The sequence below is a fragment of the Citrobacter sp. Cpo142 genome, assembly GCF_030332425.1.
Lineage (GTDB): Bacteria > Pseudomonadota > Gammaproteobacteria > Enterobacterales > Enterobacteriaceae > Citrobacter > Citrobacter portucalensis.
Genome location: NZ_JAOWHW010000134.1, coordinates 15,210 through 32,950, shown reverse-complemented (window position 1 = coordinate 32,950; position 17,741 = coordinate 15,210). Strand labels below are relative to the sequence as shown.

The 17,741-nt window shown below is 55.3% G+C and carries 20 protein-coding genes and 1 riboswitch; of the genes, 11 read left to right on the top strand and 9 right to left on the bottom strand.

From position 1 onward, the window contains the following. Positions 1 to 341: 341 nt before the first annotated feature. Together purH and purD are read left to right on the top strand one after the other, a co-directional pair. The gene (gene purH, locus OGY18_RS19260) at positions 342 to 1,931 is read left to right on the top strand and encodes a bifunctional phosphoribosylaminoimidazolecarboxamide formyltransferase/IMP cyclohydrolase (protein WP_286554052.1); all 1,590 of its coding nucleotides are present in this window, start codon (positions 342 to 344) and stop codon (positions 1,929 to 1,931) included. Positions 1,932 to 1,946: 15 nt separating this feature from the next. Continuing rightward, complete coding sequence (gene purD / locus OGY18_RS19255) at positions 1,947 to 3,236, top strand: phosphoribosylamine--glycine ligase (protein WP_286554050.1); 1,290 nt, start codon at positions 1,947 to 1,949, stop codon at positions 3,234 to 3,236. Here purD and zraR read toward each other — a convergent pair. Both zraR and zraS read right to left on the bottom strand, forming a co-directional pair. After that, the gene (gene zraR / locus OGY18_RS19250) at positions 3,233 to 4,558 is read right to left on the bottom strand and encodes a sigma-54-dependent response regulator transcription factor ZraR (RefSeq protein ID WP_149282153.1); all 1,326 of its coding nucleotides are present in this window, start codon (positions 4,556 to 4,558) and stop codon (positions 3,233 to 3,235) included. The two genes, purD and zraR, sit on opposite strands and share 4 nt — an antisense overlap. A gap of 5 nt (positions 4,559 to 4,563) precedes the next feature. Continuing rightward, entirely contained in the window at positions 4,564 to 5,949 is a 1,386-nt protein-coding gene (gene zraS / locus OGY18_RS19245; protein ID WP_286554047.1) for a two-component system sensor histidine kinase ZraS, read from the bottom strand. A 57-nt stretch (positions 5,950 to 6,006) separates the two neighbouring features. On the opposite strand from zraS, the gene OGY18_RS19240 reads away from it, so the two are divergent. Then, entirely contained in the window at positions 6,007 to 6,195 is a 189-nt protein-coding gene (locus tag OGY18_RS19240; protein ID WP_149282155.1) for a hypothetical protein, read from the top strand. Positions 6,196 to 6,213: 18 nt separating this feature from the next. Continuing rightward, positions 6,214 to 6,657 carry a zinc resistance sensor/chaperone ZraP gene (zraP, locus tag OGY18_RS19235; protein WP_032945657.1) on the top strand — a complete coding sequence of 148 codons (444 nt, stop codon included), beginning with the start codon at positions 6,214 to 6,216 and terminating at the stop codon, positions 6,655 to 6,657. 61 nt (positions 6,658 to 6,718) lie between these two features. On the opposite strand, the gene OGY18_RS19230 is transcribed toward zraP, so the two are convergent. From OGY18_RS19230 to nudC, 6 genes are all read right to left on the bottom strand, one after another. After that, positions 6,719 to 7,411 (bottom strand): DUF1481 domain-containing protein, encoded by a 693-nt coding sequence (locus OGY18_RS19230; RefSeq protein ID WP_032945667.1) that lies wholly within the window; start codon positions 7,409 to 7,411, stop codon positions 6,719 to 6,721. 11 nt (positions 7,412 to 7,422) lie between these two features. Then, on the bottom strand, positions 7,423 to 7,695 hold the full coding sequence (gene hupA, locus OGY18_RS19225) for a nucleoid-associated protein HU-alpha (protein ID WP_001044509.1): 273 nt from the start codon (positions 7,693 to 7,695) through the stop codon (positions 7,423 to 7,425). Positions 7,696 to 7,881: 186 nt separating this feature from the next. After that, entirely contained in the window at positions 7,882 to 8,472 is a 591-nt protein-coding gene (locus tag OGY18_RS19220; protein WP_003842015.1) for a YjaG family protein, read from the bottom strand. A gap of 33 nt (positions 8,473 to 8,505) precedes the next feature. Next, on the bottom strand, positions 8,506 to 9,186 hold the full coding sequence (gene nfi, locus OGY18_RS19215; protein WP_286554045.1) for a deoxyribonuclease V: 681 nt from the start codon (positions 9,184 to 9,186) through the stop codon (positions 8,506 to 8,508). Between the two features lie 9 nt (positions 9,187 to 9,195). Next, entirely contained in the window at positions 9,196 to 10,260 is a 1,065-nt protein-coding gene (hemE, locus tag OGY18_RS19210) for a uroporphyrinogen decarboxylase (protein WP_286554043.1), read from the bottom strand. 50 nt (positions 10,261 to 10,310) lie between these two features. Next, a complete protein-coding gene (nudC, locus tag OGY18_RS19205; protein WP_191235873.1) occupies positions 10,311 to 11,084 on the bottom strand; it encodes an NAD(+) diphosphatase in 774 nt (257 codons plus the stop codon). 96 nt (positions 11,085 to 11,180) lie between these two features. Between nudC and rsd the strand changes: the two genes are divergently transcribed. From rsd to thiH, 7 genes are all read left to right on the top strand, one after another. Next, positions 11,181 to 11,669 (top strand): sigma D regulator, encoded by a 489-nt coding sequence (rsd, locus tag OGY18_RS19200; protein WP_126319572.1) that lies wholly within the window; start codon positions 11,181 to 11,183, stop codon positions 11,667 to 11,669. A 50-nt stretch (positions 11,670 to 11,719) separates the two neighbouring features. Beyond that, positions 11,720 to 11,842: riboswitch (TPP riboswitch) on the top strand. Positions 11,843 to 11,925: 83 nt separating this feature from the next. Further along, on the top strand, positions 11,926 to 13,824 hold the full coding sequence (gene thiC / locus OGY18_RS19195) for a phosphomethylpyrimidine synthase ThiC (RefSeq protein WP_126957827.1): 1,899 nt from the start codon (positions 11,926 to 11,928) through the stop codon (positions 13,822 to 13,824). Beyond that, positions 13,824 to 14,459, top strand: coding sequence for a thiamine phosphate synthase (gene thiE / locus OGY18_RS19190; RefSeq protein WP_126319576.1), 636 nt, complete (start codon positions 13,824 to 13,826; stop codon positions 14,457 to 14,459). Before thiC ends, thiE begins: the two co-directional genes overlap by 1 nt. Further along, positions 14,452 to 15,210 (top strand): HesA/MoeB/ThiF family protein, encoded by a 759-nt coding sequence (locus tag OGY18_RS19185; RefSeq protein ID WP_003826902.1) that lies wholly within the window; start codon positions 14,452 to 14,454, stop codon positions 15,208 to 15,210. Before thiE ends, OGY18_RS19185 begins: the two co-directional genes overlap by 8 nt. Beyond that, on the top strand, positions 15,191 to 15,391 hold the full coding sequence (gene thiS / locus OGY18_RS19180) for a sulfur carrier protein ThiS (RefSeq protein ID WP_016155307.1): 201 nt from the start codon (positions 15,191 to 15,193) through the stop codon (positions 15,389 to 15,391). The genes OGY18_RS19185 and thiS overlap by 20 nt, the downstream gene beginning before the upstream one ends. A 1-nt stretch (position 15,392) precedes the next feature. Continuing rightward, complete coding sequence (gene thiG / locus OGY18_RS19175) at positions 15,393 to 16,163, top strand: thiazole synthase (protein WP_286554035.1); 771 nt, start codon at positions 15,393 to 15,395, stop codon at positions 16,161 to 16,163. Further along, complete coding sequence (gene thiH, locus OGY18_RS19170; RefSeq protein ID WP_286554033.1) at positions 16,160 to 17,293, top strand: 2-iminoacetate synthase ThiH; 1,134 nt, start codon at positions 16,160 to 16,162, stop codon at positions 17,291 to 17,293. The genes thiG and thiH overlap by 4 nt, the downstream gene beginning before the upstream one ends. A gap of 119 nt (positions 17,294 to 17,412) precedes the next feature. Here thiH and cspG read toward each other — a convergent pair whose 3' ends face one another. After that, positions 17,413 to 17,625, bottom strand: coding sequence for a cold shock protein CspG (gene cspG, locus OGY18_RS19165; protein ID WP_003033098.1), 213 nt, complete (start codon positions 17,623 to 17,625; stop codon positions 17,413 to 17,415). Positions 17,626 to 17,741 lie beyond the last annotated feature (116 nt).

The following is a 17,741-nucleotide window of genomic DNA, read 5'->3' as shown; positions in this document are numbered from 1 at the left end:
TGGAGGCGCATTATAGGGAGTTTCCTGCGGCCCGCAACCCTTAAATGACAGAAAAATGACTGACTGCTGCATTCCACAGCGAAACCCCGCCTTATACCCATTTACACACAGAGTTATCCACAAACCACACGATCGTTTCTACGATCCTCTCGTTATATCAGCCTCCTTCAACAGAAAAAGAAGAGGTCAAAATCGAAAATTAAAAATTCGCGAGCGTTGCGCAAACGTTTTCGTTACAATGTCCCCGCAAAACAAGGATGCCCCGTAAGGGGCGTTAGCTGAGTTTTTAGCCAAGAATTCACCTAACGCTCTCTGTAATAGTCAAATCCAGGGGATTTACCATGCAACAACGTCGTCCAGTCCGCCGCGCTCTGCTCAGTGTTTCTGACAAGGCCGGTATCATCGAATTCGCTCAGGCACTTTCCGCACGTGGTGTGGAGCTGCTGTCTACAGGTGGCACTGCGCGCCTGTTAGCGGAGAAAGGTCTGCCAGTGACCGAAGTTTCCGATTACACCGGCTTCCCGGAAATGATGGATGGACGCGTGAAGACCCTGCATCCGAAAATCCACGGCGGCATTCTTGGTCGTCGCGGTCAGGATGACGGAATTATGGAACAGCACGGTATCGCCCCTATCGATATGGTGGCTGTAAACCTGTATCCATTCGCCGAGACCGTCGCCCGTGAAGGCTGCTCGCTTGAAGATGCGGTAGAGAACATTGATATCGGCGGCCCGACCATGGTGCGTTCCGCTGCCAAGAACCATAAAGACGTAGCGATCGTTGTGAAGAGCAGCGACTACGACGCCATTATTAAAGAGATGGATGCCAACGAAGGCTCCCTGACTCTGGAAACCCGCTTTGACCTCGCGATTAAAGCCTTCGAACACACCGCCGCCTACGACAGCATGATTGCCAACTACTTCGGCAGCATGGTTCCGGCTTACCACGGTGAGAGCAAAGAGGCCGCCGGGCGTTTCCCGCGTACGCTGAACCTGAACTTTATTAAGAAGCAGGATATGCGCTACGGCGAGAACAGCCACCAGCAGGCTGCCTTCTATATAGAAGAGAATATTAAAGAAGCGTCCGTTGCCACCGCACAGCAGGTACAGGGCAAAGCGCTTTCCTACAACAACATCGCAGATACCGACGCGGCGCTGGAGTGCGTGAAAGAGTTCAGCGAGCCAGCCTGTGTGATCGTTAAGCACGCTAACCCGTGCGGCGTGGCGGTAAGTACCTCTATTCTCGACGCTTACGACCGCGCCTATAAAACCGACCCGACCTCCGCGTTCGGCGGCATCATCGCTTTCAACCGCGAACTGAATGCCGAAACCGCGCAGGCAATTATCTCCCGTCAGTTCGTGGAAGTGATCATCGCCCCGTCCGCAACCGAAGACGCACTGAAAATCACCGCCGCCAAACAGAACGTTCGCGTTCTGACCTGCGGTCAGTGGGCACAACGTGTACCGGGCCTCGACTTCAAACGCGTTAACGGCGGTTTGCTGGTTCAGGACAGGGATCTGGGGATGGTGAGCGAAGGCGAACTGCGCGTGGTGTCCAAACGTCAGCCGACCGAGCAAGAGCTGCGCGATGCACTGTTCTGCTGGAAAGTCGCCAAGTTCGTGAAATCCAACGCCATTGTTTATGCCAAAGAGAACATGACTATCGGCATAGGCGCAGGCCAGATGAGCCGCGTGTACTCCGCAAAAATCGCCGGGATTAAAGCGGCTGACGAAGGTCTGGAAGTGAAAGGCTCTGCAATGGCCTCTGACGCCTTCTTCCCGTTCCGCGATGGTATTGATGCTGCCGCCGCCGTTGGCGTGAGCTGCGTTATCCAGCCCGGTGGTTCTATCCGTGATGACGAAGTCATTGCCGCTGCCGATGAACACGGTATCGCGATGATCTTTACCGACATGCGCCACTTCCGCCATTAATCCACGGAGCAGACGATGAAAGTATTAGTGATTGGCAACGGCGGGCGCGAGCACGCCCTGGCCTGGAAAGCCGCACAGTCCCCGCTGGTTGATACCGTTTTTGTCGCACCGGGTAACGCCGGTACCGCACTGGAGCCCGCGTTGCAGAACGTGGCTATCAGCGTCACCGATATTCCAGCTCTGCTGAGCTTTGCCCAGAACGAGAAAATTGACCTGACCATCGTCGGCCCGGAAGCGCCGCTGGTGATTGGCGTAGTCGATGCGTTCCGCGCCGCTGGCCTGAAGATCTTCGGGCCAACCGAAGGTGCTGCACAGCTGGAAGGCTCCAAAGCCTTCACCAAAGATTTCCTCGCCCGTCACCAGATCCCGACGGCGGAATATCAGAACTTCACTGAGATTGAGCCAGCGTTGGCCTATCTGCGTGAGAAAGGCGCGCCGATCGTCATCAAAGCCGACGGTCTGGCCGCCGGTAAAGGCGTTATCGTGGCGATGATGCTGGAAGAAGCTGAAGCCGCCGTTCATGACATGCTGGCAGGTAACGCTTTTGGCGATGCGGGCCACCGTATCGTTATCGAAGAGTTCCTCGACGGCGAAGAAGCGAGCTTTATCGTAATGGTCGACGGCGAGCACGTGCTGCCGATGGCCACCAGCCAGGACCACAAACGCGTAGGCAACGGCGACACTGGCCCGAACACCGGCGGTATGGGTGCTTACTCACCAGCGCCGGTGGTAACTGATGAAGTGCATCAGCGCACCATGGAACGCATTATTTGGCCAACCGTAAAAGGTATGGCGGCGGAAGGGAATACCTACACCGGTTTCCTGTACGCGGGTCTGATGATCGACAAACAGGGCAATCCGAAGGTTATCGAGTTCAACTGCCGCTTCGGCGATCCGGAAACCCAGCCGATCATGCTACGCATGAAATCGGACCTGGTGGAGCTTTGCCTGGCTGCCTGCGACGGCAAGCTGGATGAGAAAACCTCCGAGTGGGACGAGCGCGCCTCGCTGGGTGTCGTTATTGCTGCCGGAGGTTATCCGGGCAACTACAACACCGGAGATGAGATCCACGGTCTGCCGCTGGAAGAAGTAGAAGACGGAAAAGTGTTCCATGCAGGCACTAAACTCGCCGAAGACGATCGCGTGCTGACCAGCGGCGGTCGCGTGCTGTGCGCCACCGCCCTGGGTCATACTGTGGCTGAAGCGCAGAAACGCGCTTACGCCCTGATGACCGACATCCGCTGGGATGGCAGCTTCAGCCGTAACGACATCGGCTGGCGCGCCATTGAACGCGAGCAACGCTAACGCGAAATTTTCGCCAGCAGCGTTTTACGCGTAATGCCTAACTGACGGGCGGCTTCCGTTTTATTGCCGCCCGTTTTTTCCAGCGCCGCCAGAATCACCTCTTTTTCGACATCCACCAGCGGTTGGATCTCGCCACTGAATTCCGTTTTTATCGGCGTCGCGGCAATCGCCATCGGCAGCTCGCGTTCGGAAATATATTCCCCCGTCAGCAGCACCACCGAGCGCTCAATCGCATTTTCCAGTTCACGAATATTGCCCGGCCAGTCGTAGTGGATCAGCAGATCCATCGCCTGCGGAGTAAAGCCTTTCACCGCTTTACGGTTACGCGCGGCAAAACGCTGGAGAAAATGTTCGGCTAGCAGCGGAATATCTTCCCGGCGCTGGCACAGCGCTGGCATTTCAATGGTGACGACGTTCAGGCGATAGTAGAGATCCTGACGGAAGCGCCCGGCGCTGACTTCCTCTGCTAGATCGCGATGCGTGGCGGCGATCAGCCGGACATCAACGGCAATAGTCTGATTGCTGCCAACGCGCTGCACTTCTCGCTCCTGGATAGCCCGCAGCAGACGCACCTGCATCAGCGGTGAAATATCACCGATTTCATCAAGAAATAACGTGCCGCCATCAGCTTCCACAAAGCGACCTTCCCGCCGTTTATCCGCCCCGGTAAACGCCCCTTTCTCGTGACCAAAAAGTTCGGACTCCAGCAGCGATTCATTAAGCGCCGCGCAGTTGAGCGTCACCAGCTGTTTATCGCGACGGGCGCTGCTGGCATGCAGCGCCCGGGCTACCAACTCTTTACCCGTGCCGGAGTCTCCGTGAATGAGCACCGTGGCATCCGAGGGCGCAACCATCGCGATTTCATTGAGCAACTTCTGCATCGCCGGGCTGCTGCCAATCATGCCAAACTGCGCAGCCGACGCTGATGGCAGTTCAGTGCCCGTTTCCCGCGTATGCGCCAGCGCCTTTTCCAGCGTCTCCTGCAGACGGTCAAAATCCAGCGGCTTGATTAAGTAGTCCAGCGCCCCGGTTTTAAGCGCCTCGACGGCGGTCTCCACGCTGGAGAACGCCGTCATGATCAAGACCGGAATCGCCGGATTCAGCGCTTTAATCTCTTTCAGCGTTGCGATGCCGTCCATCTCCGCCATGCGTACATCACACAGCACTAAATCAAATACGCGTTCGCGCACCTGTTCCAGCGCCGCTCGCCCGCTATAGGCCAGCGCGACCTCATAACCCCAGCCGCGCAGCAGCGCCTGTAAAATGGTGCAGTGGCTGATATCGTCATCTACCACCAGAATATTGATTTTTCCGCGCGTCATCCTTGTTAATCCTGTTGTTTCGCTTTGGTCGGCAGCCAAAGGGCAAAGGTCGCGCCTTTGCCCTCAACGCTTGCCACCTGAATGGTGCCACCGTGCTGTTCGATAATGTTCTGCACTACCGCCAGCCCGAGGCCGGTTCCGTCAGCTTTGGTCGTATAGTAAGGCGTAAAAATGGCCTCCAGCTGTTCCGCCGCAATCCCCTTCCCAGTATCGGTAACCACAATTTTAACGCGATCGGCACTGCTTTCACTCGCTTCAACCGTGATCGTACCCTGACGACCAATCGCATGAATGGCGTTCAGATACAGATTCAACAAAACCTGGGTCAGTCGGTCGGGATCGGCCTGAATAGCGGGGAGCGTAGGAGTGGCCGAAAAGCGGAGCTGGATTTCCCGGCTTGCCGCATCCTGACTCACCAGGTGTAATGAGTGGGTGATGACCTCATTAAGATTCACCTGTTGCAGTGTCAGATGCGCAGGTTTCACCAGCTCCAGCAACTCGCTCACCACCCGATTTAAACGATCCGCCTCTTTCGCCATCACCTGCGCCAGCTCGTGCGACTCGCCTCCTGCCGGGGTTCGCTCGGCAAAATACTTCGCTAACCCTTTGATCGATGAAAGCGGGTTACGAATTTCATGCGCCACTCCAGCCGCAAGGTGCCCGAGCGCTAACAGTTTTTCTTTACGCTTCATCGCATCCTGGAGTTCTTTGTACGAGCGCTGATAGCGCTGATACCAGAAGAACGTCAGCACGGTGGCCAGCAACACAGCCGCCAGCGCAGAGAGGACTATCAGGGTGTTACGCCACTCCCTTGCCTGAGTCGCGGCCAGATCGCTGGCATCAAAGGCGATAAATATGGTTTGTGCAGGGGTAATAAGCTGCCCATCATTGCTGGCGCAGCGCGCCATGCCGTGGCGTCCTGGACCATACATCGGCTGAAACTGGCGATAAATTTCCAGGGCTGGCGTTTTTTCACCGTCTCCCACCGGGATCTCAATATTCCGCCAGCTTTCTTGCTCCCCTGGACTAAGCTGTCGCAGGACATCCGATGAATAGAGCGTTTTACCGACCATCGCGGAATTGCTGTGGGTAATAATGACACCATGCTCATCGACGACGGCAAACCATAGCACGCCAGGTTGTACGGCCATTTCCTCCAGTAGCGTCTGCTGTTGTGCATGATGCATGCGCATCCCCATGCCTACGCGCGTACCAGACTCCAGAGCGCGAATAAGCACACTGCCTTTTTCCAGTAGCGTTTGCCGCGCGGCACCACTTTCCCGCCCATAGTCCCGAATGGTCATAATCGAAAACCAGCCGACCAAAATCAGGATTGCCGCCAGCAAGAGTCGGCTCAACCACTTTGCCACCGTATCCTTATAAAGACGCATACGTTCTCCCTTCACCCCGCCAGTTCCTTTCATCGTTGCAGGTATACAGCAGAAATCATGCCATTTTTTCCCCCTGATAACCCTGCCCTCAGACACAAACAGCTGAAAGTAACGGGTAAAAATGACCCGCAGGCGCGTTCTGGCGAGTCATTTTTACTCGTTTCCCTGCAAAGACAGCGAGTACAACGCCCGCAGGACTGGGATTGCCGCTTTGGCACGGAAGATGCAAAAGGGAATGTAAGCTAACCAACAGGAGAACGAACCATGAAACGGAACAACAAACTGGCGCTGATTGCACTTTCTCTTATCGCACTGGGCTCCACCCCGGTACTGGCGCAGAATCACTGGGGATATGGCGACGGAATGCAGCAACGGGGCGGTACCCCAATGACCGCTGAACAGCAGGCTGCCGCGCAGAAAATCTATGATGATTACTACTCCCAGACCAGCGCGTTGCGTCAACAGCTGACATCCAAACGTTATGAGTACAATGCACTATTAACGGCCAGCTCGCCGGACACGGCAAAAATTAATGCCGTGGCAAAAGAGATGGAAGCGTTGAATCAGTCTCTGGACGAGCAGCGCGTTAAACGCGATGTCGCAATGGCGCAGGCTGGCGTGCCACGTGGCGCGGGTATGGGCTATGGCGGATGCGGCGGTGGCGGTAACCATCGCGGCGGCGGCCATATGGGAATGGGGCACTGGTAAAAGACTTAATGCCTGATGACGCTATAGGGATCAGGCCTGCTGATTACCTGTCTTCAGGTTTTCAGAAAGTTTTGGCTGTAGGCTGCCAGTGACAAAAATCTTCATTGGCGACCAGCAGTAGCTGCGACCCTTCGGGCGCTTCCAGCCATGCCACACTCACCTCTACGGATGAATGTCTCTGGCGGCGCTCGATATGGTTTATCGCCCACGACTCCAGGTCTGGCTTCAGCGTTTCACCTTCACAGGTTGTGACCGTGTTATCCGCATGCCAACGTCCCTGACGCAATATCACCCGGCCCTGACGCAGCGCATCGCTGGTCTGGCGAATTTGATCGGCGCGATAGCGGTAAAGCGCGATTTGATCGCTGGAAAGCTGCTGCTTTTGCCCGTCGACTTCACGCTGCATGAAGCTGAGTTCGCCCCGGTCATCGAAGCGTATACGGACATGTTCAGCCGGTTTACTGTAAACGTTGAGTTCTATCAGAGAGAGCGAATCACCCTGCCAGCGGTATTCACTGGTAGTGGTTTCGCCTTTACGCCACGGACTAAATACCGAGAGCAAGTGAACATCGTCACCGGAGTCTTTACGCCAAATGCGTACCGCCCCCTGATCGCCAACATAGCCGCTGGCCGTGAAAGGAGGAAGCTCAGAATGGCTACCGCAGGCAGACAGTAACAGAACACCTGAAAGCCAAAGCGTATGACGCCAGATGGACAAAAGGGGCGAAACCGCCCCTTCGTTAAAACTGTTCACTGCCACGCGAATTACTTAACCGCGTCTTTCAGTGCTTTACCAGAAACAAATGCCGGTACGTTAGCTGCGGCGATTTTGATTTCTTTACCGGTCTGCGGGTTGCGGCCAGTGCGCTCAGCACGGTGGTTCACTTTGAAGGTACCGAAACCAACCAGTTGTACAGCATCGCCTTCTTTCAGAGACTCAGTAATAGCAGCCAGAGTGGATTCCAGAGCAGCTTTAGCCTGTGTTTTAGACAGTTCTGCTTTGTCTGCAATTACATCAATCAGTTGAGTCTTGTTCATAAGTTATCCTTACAATGTGTTTATCGCTTGCTAAGCATCGAGTGCGACGGAAATGCCAGAAAAGCACTCTCCTGCATACACGCACCGATAGCCACTTTTTTTCGCCCCCCAAATGTAGACCAGACCGGGGGCAGATGGGAAGCCTTCAGGCACGACAAATCAGGCGTTAAATCACGTTTTGTGGTGTCATTGCTGAAAATTTATACCAATATTGCTCTCGCCAGCCTCGCGCAGGTCTGCACGCAGCCCTTTTATCAGCTCAATATCGCGTTCTTCACAGTCGGCTAAAAGTCGGAAAATTTCCCACTGAATATCCCATTCTTGCTCAACGGCAGGGTTCTCTTTGAGCTCTTCATCGGTCATTTCGCGACCAGCCTGAGTCATTTCCAGCATCGCAACCGTCGTAATCGAAGCCTTACTCACTTCAATTGCATGCTCCAGCGTTTCACCACTAAGACGCGAATGCATCAGTTCGCTTAATGCCACACAGGCATCAATCGCCGGATAAACGCCGTACAGATCGTAATCGTCTGCAGAAGGAATGGCCTCTTCAAACTTTTCCAGCTGGCTGTCGAAATTGATTTTCGCGTCTTTAACCGTCAGCGCTTCCCAAATCAGATCCAGAATTCGGCGGTAAATCTGTCCATCGCCAAATTCAGTTTGCTTGCAGAACATGGCGTAGTTTGGGTACATGCGTTCGCACAGACAAGCCATAAACGTGACGTGCTGCCAGCTTTCCAGCTTCTCCAGACGCAGGTGAATCGGATTTTGTAACATGATGAGTTCTCAAATACGGAAATTAGCCGCAGTTTACCCGATATGGGGCGTTTTTGCTGCAAGCCGAGTAAAAGCCGGGCGTTCGGATGCCACCGCATCCGCCCAGCGTGTTGGTTCCGGCAAACGATAGCCGTTCATACAGCGTTGAACCCACGCTAGTGCGCTGTCCATACTCACGCGGTGGCCCGTAGAAATAAACAACGGGTTACAGCGCGCTTTGCTGCGCCAGACCCATGCCAGTTGTTCGCCTTTATCCAGCAACGGCGCTAGCGCACCAGGTTCAGCAGCGAGCGGTTCAAACTTGCCGCACAATCGTTTTTTCGCCACACCAATCGTTGGCACGTCCACCAGCAGGCCAAAATGGCTGGCCACGCCCAGACGACGCGGGTGAGAAATGCCATGACCGTCAACGAACAGCAGATCTGGCTTGTACGAGAGCAGTTGCCAGGCGGCCATCAGCGCGGGAGTTTCACGAAAGGAGAGAAATCCGGGTATGTAGGGCATGGTGGTGGCGATACGCGCCACCTTGTATTCGACCAGTTCAAGCGTGGGATACTTCAGTAAGACTATTGCGGCTCGCGTCACTTCACCACCCTGCTCAAACCCAACGTCCGCCCCGCCGATCAGATCCGGCGGATCGTTCTTCAGACGATCCTCGCGGATCACTGAAGAAGCCAGTTCAAGCTGCTGCGCGCGTAATGACGCGAGACCCATGATGACTCCTTAGCGGTGGTACTGTTCGGACAACCGATGTACCGCCTCCACAAAGACACCCGCATGTTCTGGCGGGACGTCCTGATGAATGCCGTGGCCCAGGTTAAAGACATGCCCTTCACCCTGACCGAATCCTGCCAGAACTGTCGCCACCTCTTCTTCGATGCGGGCTGGCGGCGCATACAGCATGGACGGATCCATATTGCCCTGTAGCGCCACTTTATGACCAACACGACGACGCGCATCGGCAATGTCAGTGGTCCAGTCGAGACCTAACGCATCACAGCCGGTTTCCGCCATCGCTTCCAGCCACTGACCACCGCCTTTGGTAAACAGGGTCACCGGTACGCGACGACCTTCGTTCTCGCGCAGCAGGCCATCGACAATTTTGTGCATGTAGTACAGGGAGAACTGCTGATAGTCGCGACCGGTCAGCACGCCACCCCAGGTGTCGAAAATCATCACCGACTGCGCACCCGCTTTGATCTGCGCGTTCAGGTACAGCGTGACGCTCTTCGCCAGCTTATCAAGCAGCAGATGCAGCGCTTTAGGATCGGCGTACATCATCTTTTTAATCACGGTGAAGGCTTTGCTGCTGCCGCCTTCAACCATGTAGGTCGCCAGCGTCCACGGACTACCGGAGAAGCCGATCAGCGGCACTTCGCCTTTCAGTTCACGGCGGATAGTACGCACCGCGTTCATCACGTACCCCAGCCCATCTTCCGGGTCCGGGATCGGCAGTTTGTCGACGTCAGCCTTGCTGGTAATCGGAGAGGTGAAGCGTGGACCTTCTCCTGCTTCAAAATACAGCCCGAGTCCCATCGCATCCGGGATCGTCAGGATATCCGAGAAGAGGATCGCGGCATCAAGTTTATAGCGACGCAGCGGCTGCAGCGTGACTTCGCAGGCCAGCTCGGCATTTTTGCACAGCGCCATAAAATCGCCCGCTTCGGCACGGGTAGCTTTGTATTCCGGTAGATAGCGGCCTGCCTGGCGCATCATCCATACCGGAGTGACATCAACGGGCTGGCGCAGCAGCGCACGCAGATAACGATCGTTCTTCAGTTCGGTCATTTTTGCAGTTCCTTATTGCGTCAGTCCATCAGTGTATCACCACTCGCTCTTTACTCGTACTCAGCCCGACACATTGCCACAGTGTCTTCAATCAATCGACGCGCGACAGTACCCGGCGGGGGTAAGAGCGGTAAATCGTCATAGCGATACCAGTTCGCTTCCAGCAGCTCTTTCGAGTCGATGACGATTTCGCCGCTATCATACTCCGCCATAAATGCGGTCATCAAAGACTGCGGGAATGGCCACGGCTGAGAAGTGACATAGCGCAGGTTTTTCACCTTAATGCCGCTCTCTTCCATAACTTCACGCGCCACCGCCTGTTCTAAGGTCTCACCTACTTCGACAAAACCCGCCAGTACGGTATGCACGCCGTTACGATGGCGAACATGTTGGGCAAGCAGGATGGAATCATCTCGGCGAATAGCGACGATGATGCAGGGAGCAATTTGCGGGTAATAACGTTCACGGCAGTGGCTACAGAGCATCGCCCACTCCGTTTTACTCGGGTGCATGGGATGGCCGCAGTAGCCGCAGAATTTATGCGAGCGATAGAACTCCGCCAGCTGTACGCCGCGTCCGGCCAGTTGAAACAGGCCAACATCCTGGTCAATGATCTGGCGCACCGACCCCATATCGTGTCGACGCTGCTGCTGCACCAGCCAGACAGTCTCCCCTTCCCACTCGCCTATTGGCAGCGCGCGCTGACCAATCAGATCAAAACGGGCTGCGTCGCCATAAGGTAGCTCGCCATGAGGTAACCATAACTTTTGCTCATGACTGACGATCCACCAGCCGCTATCTAATTTTTCAATTATACGATCCATATCTCTTGCGCAACCTTTGCTTCACAGGCATGTTGTTTACATTATTTTTACATTTACGGGTGAGCAGTTCCTAAACACCATCTTGCGGAGTCAATCATGCTAAACCAGCTGGAAAGCCTGACGGAGCACGTCAGAGGAAGTAATAAACTGGTTGATCGCTGGCTACATGTACGTAAGCACCTGCTCGTGGCTTACTACAATCTGGTTGGCATTAAGCCTGGCAAAGAATCGTACATGCGACTCAATGAAAAGGCGCTGGATGATTTTTGTCAGAGCCTGGTCGATTACCTCTCCACCGGACACTTCAGTATTTATGAACGTATTCTCCATAAATTGGAAGGGAACGGGCAGCTTTTAAAAGCCACAAAAATTTGGCCGCTGCTGGAAGCCAATACGCAGCTGATCATGGACTACTATGACTCCAGCCTGGAAACTGCGATTGATCATGATAACTTCCTTGAATTTCAACAGGTTTTATCGGATCTCGGCGAGGCACTAGAAGCCCGATTCGTGCTGGAAGATAAGCTGATCATGCTGGTATTTGACGCAATGCACGAGAGTAGCACTCTCAAACGTCATGCTTGAGATTTGCGGCATTAACGCGTAGTTTACATTCATTACCTCTTTATTGAGGTTACTTCTTGTCGGAGTGCTTATTTTCCACAGCAGCATGAGTGGAAAAGGCTGAGACCGTTAATTCGGGATCCGCGGAACCTGATCAGGTTAAAACCTGCGAAGGGAACAAGAGTCAATCTACAATAGCATCGCCCCCGGGCGAGCTTCTCTCTTGCTTCATCCGTCGTCTGACAAGCCATATCCTTACTTTTATTTGGAATGAGCTATGTCTGCCACTACTAAACCATCACGCCGCGAACAGCGCGCTCAAGCCCAACACTTTATCGATACCCTGGAAGGGACCGCCTTCCCTAACTCAAAACGCATCTATATTACCGGTTCGCAGCCGGATATCCGCATTCCGATGCGCGAAATTCAGCTCAGCCCGACGCTGACTGGCGGTAGCAAAGACAACCCGCAGTTCGAAGAGAACGAAGCCGTTCCGGTATACGACACCTCCGGACCGTATGGCGATCCTGACGTGGCGATTAACGTCCAGCAGGGCCTGGCAAAGCTGCGCCAGCCGTGGATTGCGGCGCGTAACGATAGCGAAGAATTAGACGACCGGAGTTCCGCTTATACCAAAGAACGTCTGGCCGACGATGGCCTGGACGATCTGCGTTTCACCGGCCTGCTGACGCCAAAGCGCGCCAAAGCGGGTAAACGAGTCACCCAACTGTACTACGCCCGCCAGGGAATAGTGACCCCAGAGATGGAGTTCATCGCCATCCGTGAAAACATGGGCCGCGAGCGCATTCGCAGTGAAGTGCTTCGCCACCAGCATCCGGGGATGAACTTTGGTGCACGCCTGCCGGAAAACATTACGCCGGAATTCGTGCGTGATGAAGTGGCCGCGGGCCGCGCGATTATTCCTGCCAACATCAACCACCCGGAATCCGAGCCGATGATTATCGGTCGCAACTTCCTGGTGAAGGTTAACGCCAACATCGGTAACTCTGCCGTCACCTCCTCCATTGAAGAGGAGGTAGAGAAGCTGGTGTGGTCGACGCGCTGGGGCGCTGACACGGTGATGGATCTCTCCACCGGTCGCTATATCCACGAAACCCGCGAGTGGATCCTGCGTAACAGTCCGGTACCGATCGGTACTGTGCCGATCTACCAGGCGCTGGAGAAGGTCAACGGGATCGCCGAAGATCTCACCTGGGAAGCTTTCCGCGACACGCTGCTGGAGCAGGCCGAACAGGGCGTCGACTACTTCACCATTCACGCGGGCGTGCTGCTGCGCTACGTGCCGATGACCGCCAAGCGCCTGACCGGTATTGTCTCACGCGGCGGTTCAATTATGGCGAAATGGTGCCTTTCTCATCACAAAGAGAACTTCCTGTACGAACACTTCCGCGAGATTTGCGAAATCTGCGCCGCCTACGACGTCTCTTTGTCGCTGGGTGACGGCCTGCGCCCAGGTTCAATTCAGGATGCGAACGACGAAGCGCAGTTCTCCGAGCTGCATACGCTGGGCGAGCTGACCAAAATCGCCTGGGAATACGACGTGCAGGTGATGATAGAAGGCCCAGGTCATGTGCCCATGCATATGATCCAGCGCAACATGACCGAAGAGCTGGAGCACTGCCATGAAGCACCGTTCTACACTTTAGGACCGTTGACCACCGATATCGCACCGGGCTACGACCACTTCACTTCCGGGATCGGTGCAGCGATGATCGGCTGGTTTGGCTGCGCGATGCTGTGCTACGTCACGCCAAAAGAGCACCTCGGCCTGCCGAACAAAGAAGATGTTAAGCAAGGGTTGATTACCTACAAGATTGCCGCCCACGCAGCTGACTTAGCAAAAGGTCATCCAGGCGCGCAGATCCGCGATAACGCCATGTCGAAAGCGCGTTTCGAATTCCGCTGGGAAGACCAGTTTAACCTCGCGCTCGACCCATTCACCGCCCGCGCCTACCACGATGAAACACTGCCACAGGAGTCCGGCAAGGTCGCCCACTTCTGCTCCATGTGCGGGCCGAAGTTCTGCTCGATGAAAATCAGCCAGGAGGTTCGCGACTACGCTGCTGCACAAACGATTGAAGTCGGCATGGCGGATATGTCGGAGAACTTCCGAGCCAAAGGCGGCGAAATCTACCTCAAAAAAGAGGAGGCGTAATGTACCAGCCTGATTTCCCGACCGTGCCGTTTCGCCTCGGGCTTTACCCGGTGGTAGACAGCGTGGAATGGATTGAACGCTTGCTGCAGGCGGGCGTACGCACAATCCAACTGCGCATTAAAGATAAGCGTGATGAAGAGGTCGAAGCCGACGTTATGGCCGCCATTGAACTGGGTCGTCGCTATAACGCCCGCCTGTTTATCAACGACTACTGGCGTCTGGCAATTAAGCACCGCGCTTACGGCGTACATCTGGGCCAGGAAGACCTTGAAACCACCGACCTGAAGGCGATCCAGGCGGCGGGTCTACGCCTGGGGGTCTCCACTCACGATGATATGGAGATCGACGTCGCGCTCGCCGCTAAACCTTCTTATATCGCGCTGGGTCATGTCTTTCCCACGCAAACCAAACAGATGCCTTCCGCCCCGCAGGGACTTACGCAACTGGCAAACCATATTGAACGATTAGCGGATTACCCGACCGTCGCCATTGGCGGTATCAGCCTTGAGCGCGCCCCGGCAGTACTGGCGACCGGCGTCGGCAGCATTGCCGTGGTCAGCGCCATTACCCAGGCGGCTGACTGGCAGGTCGCTACGGCCCAACTACTGGATATCGCGGGAGTGGGCGATGAATGACCGCGACTTTATGCGTTACAGCCGACAGATCCTGCTCGGCGATATCGCCATTGAAGGCCAGCAAAAGCTACTCGATAGCCATGTGCTGATTGTCGGTTTAGGCGGGTTAGGTTCGCCTGCCGCGCTGTATCTGGCGGGAGCAGGCATCGGAAAACTGACGCTGGTAGACGATGACGACATTCATCTGAGCAATCTGCAGCGCCAGATCCTGTTTACCACTGATGATATCGCACGTTCTAAATCGCAGGTTGCCCAGCAGCGCCTGACGCGGCTCAACCCGGATATCGAGCTGGTGTCACTCCAGCAGCGACTGAAAGGCGATGCGCTTCGGCATGCGGTAGCGCGTGCCGATGTGGTGCTCGACTGTACCGATAACATGGCCACGCGCCAGGAAATTAACGCCGCCTGCGTAACGCTCAACACCCCGCTCGTCACCGCCAGCGCCGTCGGCTTTGGCGGCCAACTGATGGTACTGACGCCCCCGTGGGAACAAGGATGTTACCGCTGCCTGTGGCCGGACGATGTAGAGCCCGAACGCAATTGCCGTACCGCCGGTATCGTCGGGCCGGTTGTGGGCGTAATGGGCACCTTGCAGGCGCTGGAAGCGATTAAATTGCTCAGCGGTATTGAGACGCCCAGCGGAGAGCTACGCCTGTTTGACGGTAAAACCAGTCAGTGGCGCAGCTTCGCACTACGACGTGCCAGCGGCTGCCCGGTATGCGGAGGGCAACATGCAGATTCAGTTCAATGATGAGCCGATGCAGTGCGCCGAAGGACAAACCGTCAGCGGGTTGCTCACTGCGCTTAATCAGCTTAAACCGGGCGCGGCGCTGGCGCTCAATCAGCAGATCCTGCCGCGCGAGCAGTGGGAGCAGCAAATCGTGCAGGAAGGCGACCAGATCCTGCTTTTTCAGGTTATTGCAGGGGGTTGATATGTTACGTATTGCCGACAAAACGTTTGATTCGCATCTGTTCACCGGCACCGGAAAATTTGCTTCATCGCAGCTGATGGTCGAGGCGATTCGCGCCTCCGGCAGCCAACTGGTGACGCTGGCAATGAAGCGCGTGGATTTACGTCAGCACAACGACGCCATTCTGGCGCCGCTGATAGAAGCTGGTGTGACGCTGTTGCCCAACACTTCAGGAGCAAAAACCGCCGAAGAAGCCATCTTCGCCGCCCAACTGGCGCGTGAAGCGTTGGGCACAAACTGGCTGAAATTAGAAATCCATCCGGACGCCCGCTGGCTGTTACCCGATCCAATAGAAACATTGAAAGCTGCAGAAGCACTGGTGAAAAAGGGCTTCGTGGTGCTGCCTTACTGTGGCGCAGATCCGGTGCTATGCAAACGGCTGGAAGAGGTTGGTTGTTCGGCGGTGATGCCGCTCGGCGCGCCCATCGGTTCTAATCAGGGGCTGGAAACCAAAGCGATGCTGGAGATTATTATCCAACAGGCGACCGTGCCGGTGGTGGTTGATGCAGGCATCGGCGTCCCCAGCCACGCCACACAGGCGCTGGAAATGGGCGCCGACGCAGTGTTGGTCAACACGGCTATCGCGGTAGCCGACAGCCCGGTGATGATGGCAACCGCCTTCCGTCTGGCCGTTGAAGCTGGCTTACTGGCACGCCAGGCGGTACCCGGAAGGAAAAGTTCGCAGGCAAATCCCACCAGCCCGTTAACCGGTTTCCTGGAGGCCTTCGCATGAAAACGTTCAGTGACCGCTGGCGACAGCTGGACTGGGACGACATCCGCCTGCGTATCAACGGTAAAACCGCCGCTGACGTGGAGCGTGCCCTCAACGCTTCGCATCTTAGTCGCGACGATCTGATGGCATTGCTCTCTCCTGCCGCCGCCGATTATCTGGAGCCGCTGGCGCAGCGGGCGCAGAAGCTCACCCGCCAGCGTTTTGGCAACACGGTGAGCTTTTACGTGCCGTTGTATCTCTCCAACCTTTGCGCCAACGACTGCACCTACTGCGGTTTTTCGATGAGCAACCGTATCAAACGCAAAACGCTGGACGAAGATGAGATAACACGGGAGTGTGCGGCTATCCGTGAGCTGGGCTTTGAGCATCTGCTGTTGGTCACCGGTGAACATCAGGCCAAAGTGGGGATGGATTATTTTCGTCGCCATTTGCCCGCCATTCGCCGCCAGTTTGCCTCTTTACAGATGGAGGTACAGCCGTTATCAGAAGCTGAATATGCCGAGCTAAAGACGCTGGGGCTGGATGGCGTGATGGTGTATCAGGAGAGTTATCATGAGGCAACTTACGCTCGTCACCATTTAAAAGGGAAAAAGCAGGATTTCTTCTGGCGCCTGGAAACGCCGGACAGGCTGGGCCGCGCAGGGATCGACAAAATCGGTCTTGGCGCGTTAATTGGTTTGTCCGACAGCTGGCGGGTTGATTGCTATATGGTGGCTGAACATCTGCTGTGGATGCAGCAGCATTACTGGCAGAGCCGCTACTCCATCTCCTTCCCTCGCCTGCGCCCATGCACCGGAGGCGTTGAACCTGCATCGATCATGGATGAGCGACAGTTGGTCCAGACCATTTGCGCGTTTCGTTTACTGGCGCCAGAAATTGAGCTGTCGCTTTCCACCCGCGAATCGCCATGGTTCCGTGACCATGTGATCCCGCTGGCGATCAACAACGTCAGCGCCTTCTCAAAAACCCAGCCCGGTGGTTATGCTGATAACCACCCTGAACTGGAACAGTTCTCCCCGCACGACGATCGTCGCCCAGAAGCCGTTGCTGAAGCACTCATGGCGCGGGGATTACAGCCAGTATGGAAAGACTGGGACAGCTATCTGGGGCGCGCTTCACAGGTACCGTAAGTCAGGAGCGATCGCATAAACAAAAAAACCCGCTTTCGCGGGTTTTTTCTTCACTGGCACTTAACTGCTCGGGCTCTGGCCTTCATCGCTATCGTAAGCGTTCGTGAAATTATCGGCGATTACAGCGCGACAACGTTAACAGCAGACGGGCCTTTAGCGCCATTCTCCACGGAGAACTCCACCTTTTGACCTTCGTCTAACGTTTTAAAATCGTTACTCTGGATAGCGGAGAAATGCACAAACACATCCTTGCTACCATCCTGAGGAGTGATAAAACCGAAGCCTTTATCAGAGTTAAACCATTTTACTAAACCAGTCATTTTGTTAGACATAGATACTTCCTTTCATGTTTTTGAGCTGCTTATGCAGCGAAGATGGCCTGTTTTGCAGAAATTAACTTATGGGGCACTTAGGGAGGAGGCTCATGAAGAAGAGTATCTGAGGATAA

What these genes read in the sequence shown, in the direction of transcription:
- purH (WP_286554052.1), top strand. Translation starts at nt 342, where the DNA reads ATGCAACAACGTCGTCCAGTCCGCCGCGCTCTGCTCAGTGTTTCTGAC.
- nudC (WP_191235873.1), bottom strand. Translation starts at nt 11,084, where the DNA reads ATGGATCGTATAATTGAAAAATTAGATAGCGGCTGGTGGATCGTCAGT.
- thiG (WP_286554035.1), top strand. Translation starts at nt 15,393, where the DNA reads ATGTTACGTATTGCCGACAAAACGTTTGATTCGCATCTGTTCACCGGC.
- hemE (WP_286554043.1), bottom strand. Translation starts at nt 10,260, where the DNA reads ATGACCGAACTGAAGAACGATCGTTATCTGCGTGCGCTGCTGCGCCAG.
- OGY18_RS19240 (WP_149282155.1), top strand. Translation starts at nt 6,007, where the DNA reads ATGCCATTTTTTCCCCCTGATAACCCTGCCCTCAGACACAAACAGCTG.
- zraR (WP_149282153.1), bottom strand. Translation starts at nt 4,558, where the DNA reads ATGACGCGCGGAAAAATCAATATTCTGGTGGTAGATGACGATATCAGC.
- cspG (WP_003033098.1), bottom strand. Translation starts at nt 17,625, where the DNA reads ATGTCTAACAAAATGACTGGTTTAGTAAAATGGTTTAACTCTGATAAA.
- zraP (WP_032945657.1), top strand. Translation starts at nt 6,214, where the DNA reads ATGAAACGGAACAACAAACTGGCGCTGATTGCACTTTCTCTTATCGCA.
- purD (WP_286554050.1), top strand. Translation starts at nt 1,947, where the DNA reads ATGAAAGTATTAGTGATTGGCAACGGCGGGCGCGAGCACGCCCTGGCC.
- thiS (WP_016155307.1), top strand. Translation starts at nt 15,191, where the DNA reads ATGCAGATTCAGTTCAATGATGAGCCGATGCAGTGCGCCGAAGGACAA.
- rsd (WP_126319572.1), top strand. Translation starts at nt 11,181, where the DNA reads ATGCTAAACCAGCTGGAAAGCCTGACGGAGCACGTCAGAGGAAGTAAT.
- OGY18_RS19220 (WP_003842015.1), bottom strand. Translation starts at nt 8,472, where the DNA reads ATGTTACAAAATCCGATTCACCTGCGTCTGGAGAAGCTGGAAAGCTGG.
- thiH (WP_286554033.1), top strand. Translation starts at nt 16,160, where the DNA reads ATGAAAACGTTCAGTGACCGCTGGCGACAGCTGGACTGGGACGACATC.
- OGY18_RS19185 (WP_003826902.1), top strand. Translation starts at nt 14,452, where the DNA reads ATGAATGACCGCGACTTTATGCGTTACAGCCGACAGATCCTGCTCGGC.
- zraS (WP_286554047.1), bottom strand. Translation starts at nt 5,949, where the DNA reads ATGCGTCTTTATAAGGATACGGTGGCAAAGTGGTTGAGCCGACTCTTG.
- hupA (WP_001044509.1), bottom strand. Translation starts at nt 7,695, where the DNA reads ATGAACAAGACTCAACTGATTGATGTAATTGCAGACAAAGCAGAACTG.
- thiE (WP_126319576.1), top strand. Translation starts at nt 13,824, where the DNA reads ATGTACCAGCCTGATTTCCCGACCGTGCCGTTTCGCCTCGGGCTTTAC.
- nfi (WP_286554045.1), bottom strand. Translation starts at nt 9,186, where the DNA reads ATGGGTCTCGCGTCATTACGCGCGCAGCAGCTTGAACTGGCTTCTTCA.
- thiC (WP_126957827.1), top strand. Translation starts at nt 11,926, where the DNA reads ATGTCTGCCACTACTAAACCATCACGCCGCGAACAGCGCGCTCAAGCC.